Source organism: Brevibacterium metallidurans (genome assembly GCF_037101285.1).
Classification (GTDB): Bacteria; Actinomycetota; Actinomycetes; order Actinomycetales; family Brevibacteriaceae; genus Brevibacterium; species Brevibacterium metallidurans.
In genome coordinates this window covers 76,761-94,149 of record NZ_BAAAAF010000001.1, presented here as the reverse complement: position 1 = coordinate 94,149, position 17,389 = coordinate 76,761, and the positions used below count along the sequence as shown (strand labels likewise).

The following is a 17,389-nucleotide window of genomic DNA, read 5'->3' as shown; positions in this document are numbered from 1 at the left end:
CGAGGTCCGCGCCACCGCCCAAACGAGGGCCCCGGCATTGTCACTCGGCGGTGACGTACGCCGAGGTGATACCGCCATCGACGGTGAATGCCGAGGCGTTGACGAACGTCGAGTCGTCGCTGGCGAGGAAGGCAACGGCAGCGGCGATCTCCTCCGGCTCGCCGAAGCGACCGCCGGGCACGTGGACGAGGCGGCGCTGCGCCTGGACGGGGTCGGCGGCGAAGAGGTCGCGCAGCAGCGGCGTGTTCACCGGTCCCGGGCACAGGGCGTTGACGCGGATGCCCTCCTTCGCGAACTGCACGGCGAGTTCGCGGCTCATCGAGAGCACCCCGCCCTTCGAGGCCGAGTACGAGATCTGCGAGGTCGCGGCCCCCATGAGCGCGACGAACGAGGCCGTGTTGATGATCGAACCCGACCCCTGGGCGACCATGTGCGTGAGCGCGTACTTGCAGCAGAGGAACACCGAGGTGAGGTTGACCGTCTGCACCTTCTGCCAGGCCGCGAGGTCGGTGGTGAGGATCGAATTGTCGTCGGTGGGGTTGATGCCGGCGTTGTTGAAGGCGACGTCGACGCGCCCGAAGTGCTCGACGGTGGTCGCGAAGAGGTTCTTCACGTCCTCCTCCTCGGCGACGTTCGTGCGCACGAACAGTCCGCCGAGCTCCTCGGCGATCTCCTGCCCGCGGACCTCGTCGAGGTCGGCGATGACGACCTTCGCCCCCTCCTCGACGAGCCGCCGCGCGCTGGCCAGGCCGAGTCCGGAGGCGCCCCCGGTGATGACGCAGACCTTGTCCTTGAGTCGAGTTGCCGCAGTGGTCATGGTTCTCCTTGAGTTCCGATGTGGTGCAGTGTCAGTGGTGGTGCAGAGTCAGTGGTGATGAAGTGTCAGTGCTGGTGGGCCGGCCCCGCCGAGGCCGGAGACAGTCCGCCGAGGCCGGGCGCCGTCCGCAGGGGCTGGTCTCAGTCCGCCGGCCGGGTCGCGAAGAAGACGTTCTTCGTCTCGGTGAAGCTCGCGACCGCATCGGGTCCGAGCTCCCGGCCGAGGCCCGACTGCTTGAACCCGCCGAAGGGCGTCCAGTACCGGACCGAGGCGTGCGAGTTGACCGAGAGGTTGCCGGCCTCGACACCGCGGGAGACCCGCATCGCCCGGTCGAGGCTGTTCGTCCAGATCGAACCGGAGAGCCCGTACTCGGTGTCGTTGGCGATCCGCAGGGCATCGGCCTCGGTGTCGAAGGGCACGACCGAGAGCACGGGCCCGAAGATCTCCTCGGTGAAGTCGGCGGTGGACGTCGAGCCCGGGGTGAGCACGGTCGGCGGGAACCAGAAGCCGGGCCCCTCCGGCGCCGTTCCCCGGAATGCGACCTCGCCGGCGTCTACGTAGGCGGCGACCTTGTCCCGGTGGGCGGCGGTGACGAGCGGGCCCATCGCCGTGTCCGGCAGGGTCGGATCCGCGGCCGCGAAGTCCCCGACAGCGGTCTCGAGGGCCGCCATGAAATCGTCGTAGACGCCGCGCTGGACGAGCAGACGGGAACGCGAACAGCAGTCCTGACCCGAGTTGTCGAAGACCCCGCCGGGGGCTGCGGCCGCGGCCGCGGCGATGTCGGCGTCGTCGAAGACGATGTTCGAGTTCTTGCCCCCGAGTTCGAGGGTGAGGTTCTTCACCTGCGCCGCACACCCGGCCATGATCCGCTTGCCCACCTCGGTCGAGCCGGTGAAGACGACCTTCCGCACCGCCGGGTGGGTGACGAAGCGCTCTCCGACGACCGAGCCCTTGCCGGGGATGACCGTGAGCACACCCTCGGGGATGCCGGCCTCACGGGCGAGTTCGCCGATCCGGATCGCCGTGAGCGGGGTGATCTCCGCGGGCTTGAGGACGACGGTGTTGCCGGCGGCGAGCGCGGGCGCGAACCCCCATGAGGCGATCGGCATCGGGAAGTTCCACGGCACGATGACCCCGACGACCCCGAGCGGTTCGGCGAACGTGATGTTCACGCCCCCGTCGACGGGGATCTGCCGGCCGAAGAGGCGTTCGGGCATCGCCGCGAAGTACTCGATGACGTCGCGGACGTTGCCCGCCTCCCACGTCGCGTTCGAGATCGTGTGCCCGGCGTTGGCGACCTCGAGGGCAGCGAGTTCGTCGATCGCGTCGTCGACGGCGTCCGCGAAGCGCCGCAGCAGCCTGGCCCGGTCGCCGGGGGCGACGTGCCGCCAGGTCTCATAGGCCTCTGCGGCCCGCGCGATCGCCCGGTCGGTGGCCGCGAGATCCGCGAGCTCCACCTCGGCGATCGAGACCTCCGTGGCCGGGTTGACGACGGTGTACGTGCTCAATTCGGTGCTCTCCTTCACGTTGTGATCTCCTCGCCGAGGCGCTGCCCCGTCCCCGCGAGACGGTCCCCCGCCGCCGCGACGAGGGCGGCGACGACGCGCGCATCGTCGGGGTTGTGCTCGGGATGCCACTGCACCGCCAGCAGCCATCCATTCTCCCCCGCAGCGCCGGCCGGGGAGGAATCCTGTTCGATCGCTTCGATGAGTCCGTCGGCGCTGCGCGCGGTGACGGTGAGTCCCTCGCCGAGGCGGTCGACCGCCTGATGGTGATAGCAGGGTGCCGTGGTCGCCTCCCCGAGGACCTCGCGGGCGAGGCTGCCGGGCTCGGTGGTCACCTCGACCTCGCCGTAGACGCCGGGGCTCGGCTGGTAGTCGGTGTGGCCGACGACCTCGGGCAGGTGCTGGATGAGGCTGCCGCCGGCGGCGACGTTGATGACCTGGAGGCCGCGGCAGATCCCGAGCACCGGCAGTCCGCGCTCCCGGGCACCTGCGAGCAGCATGAACTCCGAGGCGTCCCGGTAGGGCTGGGATCCGGTGCGCTCGTGCGCGATCTCACCGTACGCCTCGGCGGCGATATCGGCTCCTCCGGCGATGATCAGCCCGTCGATCCGGTCGAGGACCGCCGGCGTCTGCCCGTGCGGGGGCAGGAGGACGGGGATCGCCCCGCAGCCGGCGACCATGCGGACGTAGTCGGCGGGGATGAGGGCCGCCTCGGCGTCCCAGACTCCCCATTGGGCCTGCTGGAGGTACGAGGTGATCCCGATGACGGGAGTGGGGTCAGAGACGTTCGAAGCCACGGATCCTCTCCCAGTCGGTCACGGTCGCGTTGTAGGCGTCGAGTTCGATGTCGGCGGCGTGGACGTAGTGGCGCACGACGTCCTCGCCGAACGCCTCCTTCGCGATCGCCGAGTCCTCGAGCAGGTCGCGGGCACCGGTGAGCGTCGTCGGCAGACGCTTCGCCCCCGTCGTGTACGCATTGCCTTCGGTGATGGGAGGCAGCTCGAGCTCGTTCTCGATCCCGTGGAGGCCCGCGGCGATGAGCGCGGCCGCGGCGAGGTACGGGTTGAGGTCGGCACCGCCCACCCGACATTCGACGCGCAGGGACGGTCCGTGTCCGACGACCCGGAACGCGCACGTGCGGTTGTCGAAGCCCCAGGCCACGGCCGTGGGAGCGAAGGACCCCTCGACGAAGCGCTTGTAGGAGTTGATGTTAGGGGCGAAGAAGTACGTGAAGTCCTCGATGCAGGCGAGCTGGCCCGCGATGAAGTGCTCCATGAGCGGGGAGAAGCCGTGCTCGCCGTCACCGGCCATGACCATGTCGCCGGCGGCGGACCGGAAGCTCAGATGGATGTGACACGACGAGCCCTCCTTCTGGTCGTACTTGGCCATGAAGGTGATCGACTTGCCGTGCTGGGCGGCGATCTCCTTCGCCCCGTTCTTGTACACCGCGTGGTCGTCGCAGGCTTTGAGGGCCTGCTGGTAGCGGAAGGTGATCTCGTGCTGGCCGAAGTTGCATTCGCCCTTCGCGCCCTCGACGTAGAGTCCGGCCCCGGCCATCGAGTTGCGGATGTCGCGCAGCAGGGGTTCGACGCGAGCGGTGCCGAGCAGGGAGTAGTCGACGTTGTACTGGTTCGCCGGGGTCATCCCCTGGTACCGGGAGTCGAAGGCCTCCTCGTAGCTCGTGTCGAAGGTGATGAACTCGAGTTCGGTGCCGACGTGGGCGCTCATCCCCGCCTCGGCGAGGCGGTCGAGCTGCCTCTTGAGAATCTGTCGTGGGGAGGCGGTGACCGAGTCCCCGTTCGTCCACGTGAGGTCGCAGTTGACCATGGCCGTGCCCGGCTGCCACGGGATGAGGCGCAGGGTCGCGAGGTCGGGCTCCATGACCATGTCGCCGTACCCGGTCTCCCACGAGGACATCTCGTAGCCGTCGACGGTGTTCATGTCGACGTCGACGGCGAGCAGGTAGTTGCACGCCTCGGAGCCGTGTCCGGCGACGTCATCGAGGAAGAACTGCGCGCCCAGCCGTTTGCCCTGCAGCCGGCCCTGCGCGTCGGTGACGGCGACGACGACGGTGTCGATCGTGCCCTCCTCGGTCAGCCGCCGGAGTTCGTCGAGGGTGAGCGGCTTCGCCTGCATCGACCCGCGGGTCGTCCGCTGCGGTGCGGCCGTGCCGGTGGTGAGATCTGCCATGGGTGGTACCTCTGTTCTCGTCAGGTTGAGTGCGTCGGTGTGAGTCAGTGTGGGTCGGTGTGAGTCTGTGCGAGTCGGCGGGTGGGCTGGCCTGCCGGGCTATTTGAGTTCGCTCTCGGCGGCCTCGATCTGGGCGAACTCCTCTTCGGGGGCGCTCGCGACGAGGTGGTGGCGGGAGTAGAACCAGAAGTAGGCGAGTGCGATGAGGAAGACGCCGGCGGCGATCGCGGCGGCGAGGATGTCGACGAAGAACGTCGCGACGACCGCCACCGAGGCGAGGACGAGGGCGATGCCCGTGGTCACCACACCGCCGGGGGTGCGGTAGCCGCGCGGGAGGTCGGGCTCCTTGAAGCGCAGGCGGATGTGGGAGAGGTTGAGCAGGACGTAGGAGACGGTGGCGCCGAAGACCGCGACGTTGAGCAGGACTCCGCCGTTGCCGCCGGAGAGGACGGCGATGAGGAAGCCGATCGTGCCGGGGACGATGAGCGCGAGCACGGGGGTCTTGCGCTTGCCGGTCAGCGACAGCCACTTCGGCAGGTAGCCGGCGCGGGAGAGCGCGAAGAGCTGGCGGGAGTAGGCGAAGATGATCGAGAAGAAGCTCGCGATGAGCCCGGCCAGGCCCGCCCAGTTGACGAAGGTCGCCAGCCACGAGTTGTCACCGTAGACGTATCGCAGCGCCTCGGGCAGCGGGTTGTCGGATTCGCCCATGGCCGCGGCGCCGGCGATGCCGGGCACGAGGAGGAGCATGAGGGCGCCGAAGACGACGAGGATGGCCATGGCCGTGATGATGCCGCGCGGCATGTCCCGCTTCGGGTCGGCCGATTCTTCGGCGGCCAGGGGGACGCCCTCGATTGCGAGGAAGAACCAGATGCCGAAGACGAGGGAGGCGAGCAGGCCGCTGATGCCCATGGGCAGGAAGGCGCTCGACCCCAGGGCGGCTGTCGGTTCGATGTCGAAGAGGTTGCTCGCGTCGAAGTGGCCGACGGCGGCGACGACGAAGACGATGAGGGCGATGACGGCGATCGCGGTGATGACGAACATCAGGCGCAGCGCCTCGCCGACGCCCCACAGGTGGATGCCGACGAAGATCGCATACGCGGCGAGGTAGATCGTCCACGTCGGCACCGATTCGGGGAGGATGCCGAGCGCTTGGACGTAGCCGGCGATGAATGTCGAGATCGCCGCCGGAGCCATCGTGTATTCGATGAGGATCGCCATGCCGGTGGCGAAGCCGCCGAGCGGACCGAGCGCGCGCCGGGCGAAGCCGTATCCGGCGCCGGCCGTCGGCAGGGTCGAGGAGAGTTCGGCCAGACCGAAGACCATGCACACGTACATGAGCCCCATGAGGAGGAAGGCGATGAGCAGGCCGCCCCAGCCGCCTTCCGCGAGGCCGAGGTTCCACCCGGAGAAGTCCCCGGAGATGACGTAGGCGACGCCGAGGCCGGCGAGCAGGATCCACCCGGCCGCGCCCTTCTTCAGCTGCCGCTTCTCGAGATAGTGCTCGTCGACGTTGCCGTACTCGATGTTCTTGCTCATATCCGCCCCATCACGTTCAATGGATCACAATCAGACCATTGGCTGAGGTCGAATGTAGTATGACCCAGATCACGGTGTCAAGGGTTCGCCGAGGTTAGTGTGAAGAGGTGGACGTGGATCGGAACGACGACGACGGCAGCCGTGAGAGCGGCCGTGAGGGCACAGGTTCCGGCGCCGAGGCGGCGGGCCGTCCGCCTCGGCTGCGCGGGGGCAATGTCTTCGAGCACACGATCGCTGAGCTGCTGCGGGCGATCCGGCTGGGCAAGTACCTCGTCGGGGACAAGCTGCCTCCCGAACGCGAGCTCGCCGCGCAGATCAACGTCTCCCGGGCGACCCTGCGGCAGGCGCTGAGCGAGCTGCAGATCGCCGGGGTCGTCAGCGTCCGGCGCGGCAGGTACGGGGGAACCGTCGTCACCGCGCTGCCGAGCGCGGACACGGATGCGGGCATCGACCTCGGCGAGCTCGATGATGCGGTGCGGTTCCGGCTCATCCTCGAGACCGCGGCCGCCCGGATCGTCGCCGGCAGGGATCTCAGCGAGGCCGAACGGGAGACGCTCGTCGCCGCGGAGCAGCGGTGCTGGATGCCCTTGGGGTCCTCGGCCGAGGACATCGAGCAGTTCCGCGCCCTCGACGCGCGGTTCCATCTCACGATCGCCGAGCTCACGGGGATCCCGTCGCTCACACAGGCGGCGGCGACGACGCGCGACCGGATCAACGCGCTGCTCGATCGGATCCCGTTCATCCACACCAACGTCGAGCATTCGTGTGCGCAGCACGCCCGCCTCGTCGAGGCGATCCTCGATCACGACGCCGAGGCGGCGGCGACCCTGGCCGCCCAGCACGCCGAGGGCACCGAGCAGCTGCTGCGCGGTTTCCTCGAGGGGAAGTAGGCCCGACCAATCCATCTGGCAGGCCCGTGCATCTGACAGTGCGGCCGGTGGGCCGATGGTGACGACGATGCCGATCAGTCCGGGTGGGTCATCAGCCAGCAGCCGCTCACCGGCTGAGTCCGGCCGCCTCGGGCGCGCTCTGCCGAGCGGCGCTCGCGGCGACGACCCGCTTGCGCAGGAGCAGGAAGAAGAGGACGAGTCCGACGGTGAGGCTGATGTGGCCGAGGCCGGCGATCCCGGAGATCATCGCATTGGACTCGTGCCCGAGCACGGTGAGGCTGCCGTGCCAGACCATCGTCGCCGAGGTGATGATGACGCCGACGTTGTACGTGGCGAAGAACCACGTGAACATCCGCGTCCCGGAGAGGCCGAAGGCCTTGTCGAGGGCAAGGACGAGGAGGAGGACGATGAAGCCGAGGGTGAGCAGGTGGGTGTGGACGAGCCCGAGCTGCGTGAAGTCGCCGGACGGGAAGTCGTTGGCCTTCGTGAACTCGCGGTAGAAGAGTCCCGAGAGGACTCCGGCGATCATGTACGCGAATGCTGCGGTGAAGATCTTTGTCATGCTTCCACCTCATCAGGCGCAGGCGGGTCGCGTCATGACCACAAGGATGGAAACCTGTCCCCAACTTCCGATTGATGTTTCGTCTCACAGGGCTCCCAGGCCCGAAACGGCGCGGATCGGGGCGCGTGCGGCGTTAGCCTGAGCCCATGAGTCTCTTCACCCGCATCGACCGCATCGCCGGGGGCCGCAAGGCCGATGTCGTCGTCGCCCGCGAGGGTCTTGACAACCCGAAGACGACGACGGCGTTCCGCTGGATCCTCTGGCTGCTCGTCCTCGAACTCGTCATCGGCCTCGGTGCCGTGGGTGTGGCTATTGCCTTCGCCGAGGCGGGGGACGCGGTCCCGTTCGCTGTGTGGATGCGCACGGTGGTCGTCCTCGGCATGACGATCACCCTGTTCTACTTCTTCTGGCGGGCAACGAAGGGTTTCTACTGGGGGTACCAGCGGCTGCGTCTGTTCACGAAGATCTTCCCGATCATCACCCTGGTCATGGCCGCGATCCCCGGCCTCTACCCGGGCTGGATGATCACCGAGCAGATCGTCTTCAGCCTCATCATGATCGGCATCGGCGACTTCCTCACCGGCGACCACCTGCGTGAGGTCTTCCGCCTCCCCCGCTGACCGAGTCCCCGCCGAGGACGTCCCTGCTGAACAGACGCGCGATCACCCTGCGACGAGTCGGCGCGCCTCCTCCTGGTGGGCGGCGATGAGCGCCTCCTTGTCGAGTGCCTGCCCGTCGGCGCCGATCGCGTTGCCGTCGATGACGCGCCAGTCACCGGCGATCATCACCCGGTCGGCGCGTTCCGCACCGCAGAGGACGAGGGCGGGGATCGGGTCGTGGGACCCGGAGAACGCGAGGCCGTCAAGGCGGAAGAGCGCGAGGTCGGCCTGCGCGCCGACGGCGATGCGACCGATGTCGGTGCGCCCGAGCGCTGCTGCCGAGCCGCGGGTCGCCCAGTCGAGCACGCGGTCGCACGTGACCGCCTCGGCGCCGTAGCGCAGGCGTTGGATGTAGAGGGCCTGACGGACTTCGCGGATGAGGTTCGAGGCGTCGTTCGAGGCCGAGCCGTCGACGCCGAGGCCGACGGCGACCCCGGCGTCCTCGAGTTCGACGGCGCGGGCGATGCCCGAGGCCAGGCGCATGTTCGACGTCGGGCAGTGGGCGACGGAGACCCCGGCCGCGCCGAGGCGGACGATCTCCTCATCGTCGAAGTGCACGCCGTGGGCGAGCCACGTCCGGTCGCTGAGCCAGCCGACCGAGTCGAGGTAGTCGACGGTGCGCAGGCCGAAGCGCTCGCGGCAGAAGTCCTCTTCGTCGAGCGTTTCGGCGAGGTGGGTGTGGAGGCGGACGTCGAGCTCGTTCGCGAGTGCCGCGGATTCGCGCATGAGGTCGGTGGTCACGGAGAACGGCGAGCACGGGGCGAGGCCGATCTGGATCTGCGCGCCGGCGCCGCGTTCGTGGTAGGTCTCGACGAGGCGGCGGGAGTCGGCGAGGATCACCTCGGCGTCCTGGACGGTCTGCTGCGGCGGGAGGCCGCCGTCCTTCTCTCCCAGCGACATCGAGCCGCGGGTGAGCATCGCGCGCATGCCCAGCCGGCGGGCGACGTCGACCTGGATGTCGATGGCATCGTCCATGCCGGTCGGGAAGAGGTAGTGGTGGTCGGCGGCGGTCGTGCACCCGGATTCGAGGAGTTCGGCCATCGCGACGGTCGTGGCGAGGTCGAGGGCCTTCGGTGTCAGGCGTGCCCACACCGGGTAGAGGTTCTGCAGCCAGCCGAAGAGCGGGAGGTCGGCGACTGGCGCCCAGGCGCGGGTGAGGGTCTGGTAGAAGTGGTGGTGGGTGTTGATGAGGCCCGGGGTGATGACGTGCTCGCTCGCGTCGACGACCTCGTCGATGGCGCCGGCACCGAAGCCCTCGGGCTCCCCGCCTGAGGGGACGAGTTCGACGATGGTGCCGGTATCGGTGTCGACGACGAGGCCGCCGGCGGCGTCGGGTTCGGTTCCGGCACCGCTCGGTTCAGTGCCGCCGCCGAGGTGGACGGCCAGGGGATTGCGCAGCCAGATTCTGGACATCTCAGTCGCCTCTCGATGAGTGCTGCGGGAGAGCGCTCGCCCGCCCGGGGGTGCGGCGACGACGCTGGGGCCGTGGCCGCCAGCTCAGGTTTCACGGCGTCTGCTGCTCCGCCGGAGGGTGTGTGTCCGCGTCCCATGCGGCCGATTTCGACGGCCGATTTGTGCGTGGGACTCACACCGACAAGACTGCACTCTAGCATGTGTCCCGGATCACGAATCCAGGTTGCCAACTCCGAAGCCTTCGCCTAGCATTCTGCGATAAGGAAAAATACTTTCGCATGTTGGAAGTGATAGTCGCCAGAGGGACCCCCTCACCGGAAGTACGATCCGATCCTCAGAGGCACAGGCCGGGCTCATGATCTGAGCTCATCCGACCCGGGGTGCACTGCCGCATCCGCGCCTCCAGCGACCGGCCAGCAGGTTCGCGCCCGAGAGCACAGCGCTTCGGGTCGCGGCCAGGAATTCAATGGAGAAGAAGATGTCGGTGTCCAAGCAGTCTCAGCGCAAGCCGCGGCGTCCCGAGGACGAGCGGCTGCCTGTCGGCACGTCGTTCGCGTACGGCCTGCAGCACGTCCTCACGATGTACGGCGGGATCATCGCCGTTCCCCTCATCATCGGCAAGGCCGCGGGTCTCGATGACGGGGGCATCAGCGTCCTCATCGCCTCGTGTCTGTTCATGGGCGGGCTCGCAACGATCCTCCATCGTGGGGTGTGCCGTTCTTCGGGTCGCAGCTGCCGCTGGTCCAGGGCGTCTCGTTCGCCGGCGTCGCCACGATGACGGCGATCCTCGCCGGTGGGGACGGGCTGCCGGAGGTGTTCGGGGCGGTCATCGTCGCCTCGGCCATCGGGCTCATCGTCGCTCCCGGGTTCGCACTCATCGTCAAGTTCTTCCCACCGGTGGTCACGGGCACGGTGATCACGACGATCGGGCTCTCGCTCATGCCGGTGGCTGCGGGGTGGGCGATGGGCGGCAACGCCGAGGCGCCCGACTACGGCAGCATGCGCAACATCCTCATCGCGGTCGGCACCTTGGCCATCGTGCTGCTGCTCAGTCGGATCCCGGTGGCGATGATCTCGCGGCTGTCGATCCTCCTCGCCATCGTCATCGGCACCGTGGTGTGCCTGATCTTCGGGTGGGCGGACTTCTCGCGGGTCCTCGATCGGGGCATCTTCGCGTTCCCGGAGCCGTTCGCGTTCGGCATGCCGACGTTCTCGGCGGCGGCGATCATCTCGATGTTCATCGTCATCATCGTCACCTTCGCCGAGACCACTGCCGACATCATCGCCGTCGGTGAGATCGTGCGGACGAAGGTCGATTCGAAGCGCATCGCCAACGGTCTGCGCGCCGACATGCTCTCCTCCGCCGTGTCTCCGGTGTTCAACTCGTTCACTCAGTCGGCGTTCGCGCAGAACGTCGGGCTCGTCGCGATCACGGGGGTGAAGTCGCGCTTCGTCGTCACGGCCGGTGGCGCGATCCTCGTCGTGCTCGGTCTGCTGCCGGTCATGGGCGGGGTCGTCGCTGCGATTCCCTCCCCGGTCCTCGGCGGTGCGGGCATCGTGCTCTTCGGCACGGTCGCCGCCTCCGGCATCCGCACTCTGTCGAAGGTCGAGTACGAGGGCAACCTCAACATGATCATCGTCGCGGTGTCGCTGGCGTTCGGCATCATCCCGGTCGTCGCACCGGAGTTCTACAACGCGTTCCCGTCGTGGGTCGGCATCATCCTCCACTCGGGCATCTCCTCGGCGACGATCATGGCAGTCCTGCTCAACCTCGTCTTCAACCACATCGGCGTGAAGACGAAGGACCGGTCGGATCGTTCGGTGTTCGTCGCCGGTACGGGGAGGGTCATACGCAGGGAGGATCTCCAGCGGCTGCTCGACCATGAGGCGATCCTCGCCGAGGGCGACACGATCAAGGACGGCAAGGTCGTCGATTGCAACGGCGAGGAGGTCCCGGTCGTCACCGAGGATCAGCACGAGAAGCTCGCCGAGGCGGTCCGCAGCGGCGAGGTCAAGACCCGTGACGATGTCCGCCGGGTCATCGAGGAGACGGAGACGCCCGACCGCTGAGAGACCAGGACACGAGCACCGAGATCCGGGTCGGTGAGCCTGTCGAAGGTGGCGAGCGGTGCAGAGGAGGACGGCTCAGTCAGACTGACTGGGCCGTCCTCCTCTGAGTGGTCCTAAGGGGTCATGCGGTCATGCGGTTATCTGACCCTGCAGTCGAGAGTCGTGGGAGTGAGTGACCAACCGGGCTTGGTCGAATAACTGAGGAATTGCTCTGTCAGAACGGCGGAGGTTCGCCGCTGTCCCAGACCCAGCGCCGTACCCTCGAGTTCTGAGAGCTCGAGTCCCGGATGCCTGTGTCCTCACCCTCACGGCACTGGAGCAGCCACGGCGAGGTTTCCGGCGCGCTCACCCACCCGGAACTGCCGACGCTTCCCTCGGGGCCCGGGCACTCCTCGGCGAATCTGATCTCGCCCGGTTCGGGTGCAGGGGTGACTGCATCGCTAAACAAGCCGCCGTCGCCCTCCGACCCGCCGTCGCCCTCCGACCCGCTGTCTCCATCCGAACCAATGCCCGCGCCAACGCCAGCGACCCGGGCCCTTCCGCCGTTCCCGTTCATCCTCTGGGCCGCGTCGCCCATCAGCCGGGCGTTCTCGATGTTGACAGGGTTGTCCCCTGCGGCCACCGACGCACTGATTCCGTGCGGGAATCGGTACTCCAGTTCGCCGCAGTCGTTCATAGTCACCGAGAACCTGCCATCGGTCTTCGCCTGATGGTCCTTCTTGCACAACGGGTGGAGGTTTCCGAACACCGTCAGTCCGCCCGCGGACGGGTCGTCGTGGTTGTAGGGGATGATGTGGTCGACTTCAGCGGATTCCGCACGCCGTCGACAGCCGGGCATCGTGCATCTCTGCCATTTCGTCACAAGCGTCTGCCGCACCGATTGAGGTATGTAGTAGCTCTTGGCCTTCGCGTCGATCGGTGTCCCGGTTGCCGGGTCGGTGAGGATTCGTGTCCATGTCGAGCACTGGCCTGCGATCGCTCTCGCCGTCTCCGCCGGAATGGGTGACCCATCAGGGAATGTGCCGGGCAGGTCTGACTGCCCGAGCAGGCTCATGCACGGCACGGTGGTGATCATCTTCGCCTGCACGCTCACCCAATACGGTCCGGTCGGCATCGACAGCAGCACTTTGACGCGGCTTCGACCATGTTCGTCGCGATCGACGACCGAACTGGAGTCCAGCTCGAAGTCGGTGGCGATACCGTCGGCGGCGGCAGCGACTTCACTGCTGCTGGCGCCTGTGCCGCTTTCGATGACTGCATCCGAGCCCACACCGTCGAGTGCAGCGCATTCGGTGCCGCCGGCCGCAGCGGTGCTGTTACCGGATGGGGCGCTCGTGGCGGTGTCGACCGCCTCGGCGATGGTCCCATTGATGTCGTCGACACTGCGGACGTGCTCGAGGTCGAGCGGAATCTGCCGGGTCGTCGTCGACCCCGTGTCGGTGTCCGCAACGAGGACCTCGAGGCGCACCTGGGGTCGGGTGCAGGTGGCGATGTCGAACATCAGCGCGTCGATCGCCCGATCGTCGTCGATGACGGAGCCTTCAGGCAGCTGATCCGCGAAGCAAGCGGTGTTGCCGTTGCGGATGGCCTTCGCGAACGCTTCGATCCGCAGATAGTAGGCCTGCAGGTCTGCCGAGGGTCCGACGAGGGAGACGCTCGCAGTCCCGTCGGGGTACGTCGTGATCGATACCCGCCGTTTCTCGTGCGCCGTCTTCGTGCGATCGGGTTCGGGCTGGATCGCATTGATCCGCGTGCCCAGGGATTTCGCGAACGTCTCCGGGGTGATGTCGGCACGCCTCCCGGCGAGGTAGTCGTCGATGTTCGGCAGCAGCGCGAAGCGCACGTCCTGGCACAGCCGCGTCGCGACGTTGACGTGTTCGATGGTGAACTCGCCGTCGAGGCAGCGCTGATAGAACTGCGGCAGCCCGTGGACGAGGATCATCGACGCCGTGACGTGGCTGTAGGTGCGCGTGGTCGTCGCGCCGAGAACGGCGGCGAATTCGGCGAGGTCCTCGGTGTGGGAGTACATGTGCACCCAGTTGTAGAACGTCGAGTCCGGCCGGAACCGCGGGAATCCCGGAAGATGCTCGGTTACCGGGGAAACTGCGCCGACTCCTGCTGCAGCGACTGCTGCGTCGCCGGTGGAGCCAACAGCTGATTCGCCGGCAGGGCCATCGGTGATGCCGTCCCCGTTCGAGGACTCCTCCTCGTCGGTACGGCCGTCGGTGTTCGAGGACTCCTCCTCGTCGGTCACACCGTCTGCAGACGCATCACGCTTCGAGGGGTCTACGGACGCGCCGCTCTCGGGTGGGTCGTAGCGGTGGGCGGTGTCGATGAACGACGCATGCGCATAGGGCTCATCGGGCCGGGGATTGAGGAGGCGGAGGTGCTCGACGACTTCGTCGAGGAACAGCCCGGCAGTGGTCCTCATCGCATCGAAATGCGCGCGGTCACGGGCGGCATAGACCGAGACGACATCGGCGAACGGGGAATCGGGGTCGACATCGAAGCGCGGGATCCGCGATCGATCCGGGCAACCATCATCGGCAGCACTGCAACCAGCCCCGTCAAGGTTCGAGAGGTCCGTCATCGCTGGTCACCTGCCTTTCCACTTCGGTGTGGATCTGTGATCCCAGTCTAGATCACATCACAAATCGTGTCAATCCCTTTTTCGAAATCTCTTCGAACGTCGAACTCATTGAGTTGAGTACGCTCAGTCGTTTTCGGCGATCAATCAGCAGGCTGAAGGGGCAGCCCCGGGCGCCTTCGTCCGCCCCGTTACCCCTCACTCGTGGACAGAATCGCCCGCGCACTCACCCTCCGCGCATGAGCAGTCCCGGCAGCTCGGACATCGAGTCGAAGGTCGCATCGGCACCGGCGGCGAGCAGGACCTCCGGCGTCTGATGCACCGGCGACGGCGGGCAGAACCCGAAGACGTACGATCCCGCAGCCCGCCCCGCGATGACTCCGGTCGGGGAGTCTTCGATGACGGCCGCCTCGGCGGGATCGACATCGAGAGCATGCGCGGCGGCGAGGTAGACGTCGGGGGCCGGCTTCGACCGGGGAAGCTCCATACCGGAGAAGATCCGACCCTCGAAGGCGTCGTAGAGGCCGATCTTCTTCAGCTGCAGCTCGATCTTGGGTCGGTCCGCGCTCGACGCGCACGCGAGCTTCCCCGGGTAGACCGGCTCGAGCAGTCGCACGGCCTCGACGACGCCGGGAATCGCCTCGAGACGGGCGTCGAGTTCGACGTTGCGTCGGCGGCGGAACTCGGTGAGCCAGTCGGCGTCGATGCGGTAGCCGGTGTGCTCCTCGATGACGTCGGCCTCGTCGCGCAGCATCTTGCCGACGAATCGGGTGACCGCCTCCTCGGGCGAGAGGTTCCATCCCAGTTCGGCGAGCATCGTCCGCAGCACCCCGTTGGTGATGCTCTCGGAATCGACGAGGACGCCGTCACAGTCGAACAGCACGGCAGCGAATTTCGGGCTCAGATCCATGGCTCGATTCTGTCATCCCCGCCGAGGTGGCACCGCCGAGGTGCGCCCGCGGAGGTGGTCCTGGCTCCGTCGCGGTGGCCCAGGATACGCCGAGGTGGCACCGTCGAAATGGGACCGGCCCCGCCGAGGTGGGTCCGCCGAGGTGGGTCCGCCGAGGAAGGTCCGCCGAGGTGGCCCCGAACCCGCGGGAACCGCGCCGCCCACTCCCAGGTCAGACCGGGTACGCCGACCACAGCAGGGCCGCCGAACCCAGCGCGCAGCCGATGATGACGAGGCCGAAGAGCGTCAGCCAGCCGCCTGCCGGCACCGCCGATCCGCGACTGAGGATATAGGCATCCGACTGCTGGACGTTGCGCCGGCGCGTGTGGACGCGGATGACCTTGACGAGGTCCTTGAGCGAACCGAGGGCGAGCGCGACGCCGAGGCCCGCGACGAAGACGGCGATGCCCTCGCGCGGGAGGAAGACGACAAGGAGCTGCGCGGCCACCGCGGTGCACACCGCGATGACGACGCCTGAGACGTTGCGGATGAAGATGAGGGCGACGAGCAGGACGAGCGCACCGAGTGAGAGCGCGAGGGGCGCCCAGCCGTAGATCGCCGAGGTGATGAGGACGAGCCCGAGCACCGCCGGTGCCGGATATCCCCAGAATCCCGCCCACGTCGCCGAGAACCCGACCCGACCGAACGAGTTCATCTGCCCCGAATGGTCGAAGTTGAGCGAGATCCCCCGCACGATGCGTCCGGTCATGAGCGCGGCGAACGCGTGCCCGAGCTCGTGGACGAAGGTGACGAAGAGCCCGAAGAACCGCCAGATCGCCGGGGTCATCGTGATGACCAGGGGCACGCCGAGGATGATGAGCAGCTGCACGGGCCCGAGCTCGAGCCCGTCCCCCCGTCCGAAGCCCGTGGTGATGGCCGTCCACCACGTGTCAACGCCCTGTCTGAGATCCATCGTCACCTCGTCTTCGGCCCGGTCGCCGGTGAGATCGTCGGCGGAGCCTGCACACACTCCCGCCTGAGCACCCCAGTCTAGGAACGGAATCTGAGTGACCTGTTCAGGAGATCGCCAGCATCGTCTCGGGAACGGCTGTGCCTCGTCTCGCCACCATCGGCTCAGCATCGGATCGCCTCCATCGGCTCGGCATCGGCTCAGCATCGTCCCTGCCACACCGCCTCCGCGCATCCGCGCATCCGCGGCCACACCGTCCCACCTCGGCGACAAGGCGTCTTTCTTCCGGTCGACCGGGGGCCTGTCGAAGAACGCGGAGCTTCGCCGTCTACGATGGAAGCGGATCAGCCCAGACGATGAGGAGTCCCATGCCCCGCTCTCGCGCGTTCGCCCAGGTCGATGTCTTCTCCCGCGTTCCCTTCCGGGGCAATCCCGTCGCCGTCGTCCTCGACGCCGAGGGTCTGAGCGATGAGGACATGGCGCGGTTCGCGAACTGGACCAACCTCTCGGAGACGACGTTCGTCCTCCCACCCACCGACGACCGGGCCGACTACCGGCTGCGCATCTTCACCCCCTCCCGCGAGCTTCCCTTCGCCGGTCATCCGACGCTCGGGTCTGCCGCGGCGTGGCTGGCCTCCGGCGGGACCCCGCAGCGCGCCGACTCCATCGTCCAGGAGTGCGGGGTCGGCCTCGTCGAACTCCGACGCGGATCAGAGAGCGGTCCCCCTGCCGGCTCCCCCTTCACCGCCGAACTCGCGTTCGCGGCCCCCGACCTGCTCCGCTCGGGCCCCCTCGACGAGGAATTCGTCGCGCAGATCGCCACGGCCCTGGGCATCGACCGGGCCGAGATCCTCGATCACGCGTGGGTCGACAACGGCCCCGGCTGGGCGGCCGTGCGCCTCGACTCCGCCGAGAAGGTCCTCGCCCTCACCCCCGACTTCTCCGCGATCCCGGATGCCAAGCTCGGCGTCGTCGGCGCCCATCCGGCCGACTCCGAGCACGAGTACGAGGTGCGCGCCTTCGTCCCCGGCGTCGGGGTCGCCGAGGATCCCGTCACCGGCAGCCTCAACGCCTCGGTCGCCCAATGGCTCACGGGCCAGGGCCTCGTCCCCGACTCCTACACCGCGACCCAAGGCACGGCGATCGGCCGCGCCGGAGTCATCTCGATCAGACGCGAACCCGTCGAGACTCCAGCCGCCGAGGCGAGCACCGCCGAACCGACCGACGCCGAAGCTCCCGCCCCAACCATCTGGGTCGGCGGACCGACGACCGTGTGCATCACCGGCACCGTGGTCGCGTGA

13 protein-coding genes and 1 pseudogene are annotated in these 17,389 nt (G+C 67.9%); 4 read left to right on the top strand and 10 right to left on the bottom strand.

The genetic code is table 11. The annotated features are described in order from the left end of the window. Positions 1-40: 40 nt before the first annotated feature. From AACX88_RS00450 to eat, 5 genes are all read right to left on the bottom strand, one after another. Positions 41-817, bottom strand: coding sequence for a 3-oxoacyl-ACP reductase (locus AACX88_RS00450; protein ID WP_339391132.1), 777 nt, complete (start codon positions 815-817; stop codon positions 41-43). A gap of 140 nt (positions 818-957) precedes the next feature. Beyond that, positions 958-2,325 carry an aldehyde dehydrogenase family protein gene (locus AACX88_RS00445; RefSeq protein WP_339391538.1) on the bottom strand — a complete coding sequence of 456 codons (1,368 nt, stop codon included), beginning with the start codon at positions 2,323-2,325 and terminating at the stop codon, positions 958-960. Positions 2,326-2,339: 14 nt separating this feature from the next. Beyond that, complete coding sequence (locus AACX88_RS00440) at positions 2,340-3,119, bottom strand: gamma-glutamyl-gamma-aminobutyrate hydrolase family protein (RefSeq protein WP_339391131.1); 780 nt, start codon at positions 3,117-3,119, stop codon at positions 2,340-2,342. Continuing rightward, a complete protein-coding gene (locus AACX88_RS00435) occupies positions 3,100-4,458 on the bottom strand; it encodes a glutamine synthetase family protein (RefSeq protein WP_339391537.1) in 1,359 nt (452 codons plus the stop codon). Before AACX88_RS00435 ends, AACX88_RS00440 begins: the two co-directional genes overlap by 20 nt. 153 nt (positions 4,459-4,611) lie before the next feature. Then, a complete protein-coding gene (eat, locus tag AACX88_RS00430) occupies positions 4,612-6,048 on the bottom strand; it encodes an ethanolamine permease (protein WP_339391130.1) in 1,437 nt (478 codons plus the stop codon). Positions 6,049-6,161: 113 nt separating this feature from the next. Between eat and AACX88_RS00425 the strand changes: the two genes are divergently transcribed. Further along, positions 6,162-6,938, top strand: coding sequence for a FadR/GntR family transcriptional regulator (locus tag AACX88_RS00425; RefSeq protein WP_339391129.1), 777 nt, complete (start codon positions 6,162-6,164; stop codon positions 6,936-6,938). Between the two features lie 106 nt (positions 6,939-7,044). Here AACX88_RS00425 and AACX88_RS00420 read toward each other — a convergent pair whose 3' ends face one another. Further along, the gene (locus AACX88_RS00420; RefSeq protein ID WP_339391128.1) at positions 7,045-7,500 is read right to left on the bottom strand and encodes a DUF2871 domain-containing protein; all 456 of its coding nucleotides are present in this window, start codon (positions 7,498-7,500) and stop codon (positions 7,045-7,047) included. Between the two features lie 146 nt (positions 7,501-7,646). Between AACX88_RS00420 and AACX88_RS00415 the strand changes: the two genes are divergently transcribed. Continuing rightward, the gene (locus tag AACX88_RS00415; RefSeq protein ID WP_339391127.1) at positions 7,647-8,120 is read left to right on the top strand and encodes a hypothetical protein; all 474 of its coding nucleotides are present in this window, start codon (positions 7,647-7,649) and stop codon (positions 8,118-8,120) included. Positions 8,121-8,162: 42 nt separating this feature from the next. Here AACX88_RS00415 and AACX88_RS00410 read toward each other — a convergent pair whose 3' ends face one another. Next, complete coding sequence (locus tag AACX88_RS00410) at positions 8,163-9,572, bottom strand: 8-oxoguanine deaminase (protein ID WP_339391126.1); 1,410 nt, start codon at positions 9,570-9,572, stop codon at positions 8,163-8,165. A gap of 466 nt (positions 9,573-10,038) precedes the next feature. Here AACX88_RS00410 and AACX88_RS00405 point away from each other — a divergent pair. Continuing rightward, a pseudogene (locus AACX88_RS00405) lies at positions 10,039-11,642 on the top strand (nucleobase:cation symporter-2 family protein). Positions 11,643-11,856: 214 nt separating this feature from the next. Here AACX88_RS00405 and AACX88_RS00400 read toward each other — a convergent pair. The 3 genes from AACX88_RS00400 to AACX88_RS00390 all read right to left on the bottom strand — a co-directional run bounded on the left by AACX88_RS00400 (position 11,857) and on the right by AACX88_RS00390 (position 16,091). Continuing rightward, complete coding sequence (locus AACX88_RS00400; RefSeq protein ID WP_339391125.1) at positions 11,857-14,232, bottom strand: HNH endonuclease signature motif containing protein; 2,376 nt, start codon at positions 14,230-14,232, stop codon at positions 11,857-11,859. A gap of 223 nt (positions 14,233-14,455) precedes the next feature. Further along, positions 14,456-15,139, bottom strand: a complete 684-nt coding sequence (locus tag AACX88_RS00395) for an HAD family hydrolase (RefSeq protein ID WP_339391124.1) — start codon at positions 15,137-15,139, stop codon at positions 14,456-14,458. A 211-nt stretch (positions 15,140-15,350) separates the two neighbouring features. Next, entirely contained in the window at positions 15,351-16,091 is a 741-nt protein-coding gene (locus AACX88_RS00390; protein WP_339391123.1) for a M50 family metallopeptidase, read from the bottom strand. Between the two features lie 365 nt (positions 16,092-16,456). Here AACX88_RS00390 and AACX88_RS00385 point away from each other — a divergent pair, with 365 nt between their 5' ends. Continuing rightward, positions 16,457-17,389, top strand: a complete 933-nt coding sequence (locus tag AACX88_RS00385; RefSeq protein ID WP_339391122.1) for a PhzF family phenazine biosynthesis protein — start codon at positions 16,457-16,459, stop codon at positions 17,387-17,389.